A 1,313-nucleotide genomic window follows, 5' to 3' on the forward strand; every position below is an offset into this window, starting at 1 on the left:
CGCACGATCACTTTTGACGCGCTGGCTGCGGGTGAATCGATTTACAGCCCAAGCGAGGATATCTGGCTGCTGCGCTCGGGCAGGCATCCGGGCAATTTGTCTAACGATCTGGCCTCCATGACGGGAGCTGCCAAGTTCACTGAGCCAGGTGCAGCAGATAGTTTTGAAGCCCCGCCGCCGCGCAGCCAGCAAGCGCCTTTGTGGTGGAGGGGGCGCTTCTCTTGGATTCGGCGCGATATGGCCTGCGGCGATTTGCTGATCTTGGCGGCCAATGGCAGCGGGGACACGGTCTGGGTGTTTGCTCCCGCCAACTGGCAGGCGATTGAAGCGGCTCGTGCTGCTCTTCAAACGCAGCAGAATGCGGGTAATGCAGATCGGCGCGTGGCGGCACCATCGTCAACTCCTGAATCACCCGCGCCTGATCCCAACTGGATCCTGCTGGGCAAGGTCGACCGCCTGGGCCGCTCCCAGCGCTACCACTGGTCTAAAGTTCTGGGCCAAGAGCGCATCACCGCGATCGACGATGGCGTGAGCCGTGGCTACCAGCTGCACTACACGCAGGCGATTGCCGCGCAGGATGCCCAGCATCACTCGCACCCAGATGGCAACTTCTTCTGGCAAGCCGACAGCGGCGTGCGCCTGTCAAAGGTGGATCTGCGCCGCGACCCTTCCACCCCCATGTTACAGACCGAGTCCATCACCTTGGTGCAGTACAGCTACAGCGACCAGGGCGACCTGGCTGCTGTCACCAATCGCCACGGCCAAGTGGTGCGCCGCTTTGCCTGGCGCAACCATTTGATGGTCAAGCACCAAGAGCGCAGCGGGCCAGAGCACCACTATGCGTATGACCGCTATGAGCCCGGTGGCCAGGCGATCGAGCAGCGCAACCAAGAAGGTTTGGACTACCGGTTTGACTACCAGGTATTGCCGGAGGTAGATAGCCAGCCAAGGCGAGCTTGCGTCGTCACTGACAGTCTGGGCCGCATAGACAAATACATCTTTCAAGGCGAAGCCGGGCTAGCACGGCTGGTGGAACACACCCGGCCTGATGGCAGCACCATCAAACGCAAGTACAACCAATACGGCCACCTCACCGAAGTGACAGACCCGCTGGGCCGCAGCGTATACATGGCCGTCAGTCCCATGGGCCAGCTGCTAGCAACGCAGAGCCCAGACGGATCGCGCAGCAGCCAACGCTTTGACGACACCACCAATCTGCTGCAAAGCAGTACGGATGCCGCAGGCCGCATCACCCATTACGAGTACGACTTCCACGGCCGCATGACCCGGGTGACCTTGCCGGGTGGCAGCAG

Annotated in this window: 1 pseudogene; it reads left to right on the forward strand. The window is 61.5% G+C overall.

The annotated features are described in order from the left end of the window. Positions 1-117: 117 nt before the first annotated feature. A pseudogene (locus M2375_RS22470) lies at positions 118-1,313 on the forward strand (hypothetical protein); the annotation flags it as partial.

Source organism: Comamonas sp. BIGb0152, from assembly GCF_024809975.1.
Lineage (GTDB): Bacteria > Pseudomonadota > Gammaproteobacteria > Burkholderiales > Burkholderiaceae_C > Comamonas.